Annotated in this window: 1 protein-coding gene; it reads left to right on the forward strand. The window is 32.8% G+C overall.

Annotated features, from left to right (window positions below; translation table 11 throughout):
* Window positions 1-195: 195 nt before the first annotated feature.
* Window positions 196-2974: leucine-rich repeat domain-containing protein (locus DMB68_RS23110; protein ID WP_110348986.1), on the forward strand; the 2779-nt coding region annotated here is incomplete at its 3' end.

Genomic DNA, 2974 nt, shown 5'->3' on the forward strand with positions numbered 1-2974 from the left:
CCAGTAAAAGTTTAACAACCGCTTTGGGCAGTGGCTACTGGGTTAAACTTGCTGATTCAAATTTTGCTTACCTAATTGGCAATGGAGGCATACTATCCTCAGAAGTAATTTGCAATACGCAATAAAACAGGAACAAAGTAAATAATAAATAGAAAAATTTGTTGGCAGATGCAAATAAGCTGTAATTAAAAATAGATGACAAAAAATTTTAAAATAAAAAAATACTGGATCACCACTGTGGGTATGATGCTCTTATCACTAGCTTCATTTGCTCAGGAGTATAATGATAAAACGACTGGTTTTGATGCTGCAAGAATCACTCTTACCTTAAAAAAGAGAGGTCTGAGTGATCAGAACATAAAGGAAGAAGTCGCACTCATGCGTAAACTTCACAATGAACAGTATGCAGCAATGAAAAAAAGTGAAGATGAAATTTTGCAAAAAATGACATCGGAGCTAACCTTAAAAGCAGAAACAAATATAATCCAAAACAATACTCTAAACACAAACAATAGTTTAACCGTAAACAATAGTCTAACCGCAAAAACCGCAAGTACTCTTGCGGTGGACATTCCACAAACAGAAAAAGATGCTTTATTGGCACTATACAATAGTACCAATGGAAACAACTGGACCAACAAAACCGGCTGGAATTTTAATAACCCTGTTACTTCAGCCTGGTATGGAGTTACTGTTACTAATGGTCATGTTACTGCAGTTAATTTAAATAATAATAACTTAATTGGGACAATTCCTACTGCAATTGGGCAGTTAACTGAATTGCAATGGTTACATTTATACACTAACCAATTAAGCGGGACAATTCCATCTGAAATTGGACTATTGACAAAACTTTTAGGACTATATTTACATACTAATAAATTAAGTGGAGCTATCCCTGCCTCAATTGGACAGCTAACACAACTTCAAGCGCTTCAATTATACACTAACCAATTAAGCGGGATAATTCCAAATGAAATTGGGCTATTAACAAAACTCACCTCTCTTCAATTATATCTAAATCAATTAATAGGAACGATACCTGCTGAAATTGGCCAGTTAACACAACTTCAAACACTTTATTTACACCAGAATCAATTAACTGGAACAATTCCTTCTACGATTGGGCAATTAACACAACTCCAAAGCATTTATTTAAGTAATAATCAATTAAGTGGGACAATACCAACTGAAATTGGACAGCTAACAAAACTTCAAAATCTTTATTTAAATCAAAATCAATTAAGTGGAACTATACCTGTTTCAATTGGACAGTTAACACAACTACAAAACCTTTATTTACATACTAATCAATTAACGGGGACAATTCCTGCTGAAATTGGGCAGCTAGCACAACTTCAACAGCTTCATTTATTCATTAATAAATTAAGTGGGGCAATACCAAATTCAATTAGACTATTAACAAAACTAACATCACTTCAATTACACACAAATCAATTAACCGGAACAATACCAAGTGAAATACAGCAATTAGTAAATATTATAAACATTACTTTTAGCGCTAATCAATTAAGCGGGACAATTCCATCTGGAATCGGATTATTGACAAAGCTTACATCTCTTTCATTTTATAGTAATCAATTAACCGGATCTATACCTGTTGAAATTGGACTATTAACACAACTTCAACATCTTAATTTAAGCGACAATAAATTAAGCGGACCAATTCCTGCTTCTATCGCACAACTAACAAAACTTTCAGGCCTTTATTTACACCAAAATCAATTAAGTGGAACCATATCCGCTTCAATTGGACAGCTAACACAGCTTCAAAATCTTTATTTACATACTAATCAATTAACCGGAATAATACCTGCTGAAATTGGAAAATTAACTAAACTTACAACGCTTCAATTATATGCGAATCAATTAACCGGGACAATACCCGCTTCAATTGGACAGTTAACACAACTTACTTCACTTTATTTATTCTCTAATCAATTAAGTGGATCAATACCTGCTTCAATTGGAAAGTTAACACAGCTTCAAAATCTTTTTCTAAATAATAATCAATTAACAGGGACGATACCTTTTGAAATAAGCAAACTAATAAATATTCAAAATATTAATTTGAGTACTAACCAACTAACAGGAGTAATACCTACTCAAATTGGACTTTTAACAAAACTGCAATACCTTTATTTATTCTCTAATCAATTAAGGGGAACAATACCTGCTGAAATTGGACAGTTAACACAACTTCTAAACCTTTATTTACATAGTAATCAATTAAGTGGGGTCATACCTGCTTCAATTGGACAGTTAACAAATCTTCAAAACCTTTATTTAAATTACAACATATTAAACGGAACAATACCCTCTCAAATTGGACAGTTAACGAAACTTACAAAACTTTATTTATACAACAATCAGTTAACCGGAACAATACCTGTTTCAATTGGAAGCCTAACACAACTTTTAGAACTTTATTTAAACAATAATAAATTAAGCGAATCAATACCTAATTCAATTGGACAGTTAACGAAACTCACATATCTCAATTTAAGTAATAATCAATTAACGGGCACAATACCTGCTGAAATTGGACAGTTAGCGCAACTTCAACATCTTTATTTATATAATAATCGATTAGAAGGCAATATCCCGGATTTAACCAATGTTATTACATTAAGTTTTAATTTTCATACAAATAAATTCCGGTTTGTCGATTTTTCAACTCAATTTAGTGCATACAAAACTAAACTTACTCTTTTTGAATATTCAAACCAGACCAAAACAGATTCTGAAACAACACTAACAAAATCAGTTGGAGAAACCCAGACCCTGACCATGTATGAGGATAATCGTTTTACGCCTGCTGATACTTATCAGTGGTATAAAAACGGGGTCGCTATATCAGGTGCAACTTCCAGACAATATACCTTGTCGAATTTAACGCTTGCCAATGCCGGTGATTATCATTGTGTATCCACCAATCCGCAAATGACTATCA

This window comes from Flavobacterium hydrophilum (genome assembly GCF_003202405.1).
Lineage (GTDB): Bacteria > Bacteroidota > Bacteroidia > Flavobacteriales > Flavobacteriaceae > Flavobacterium > Flavobacterium hydrophilum.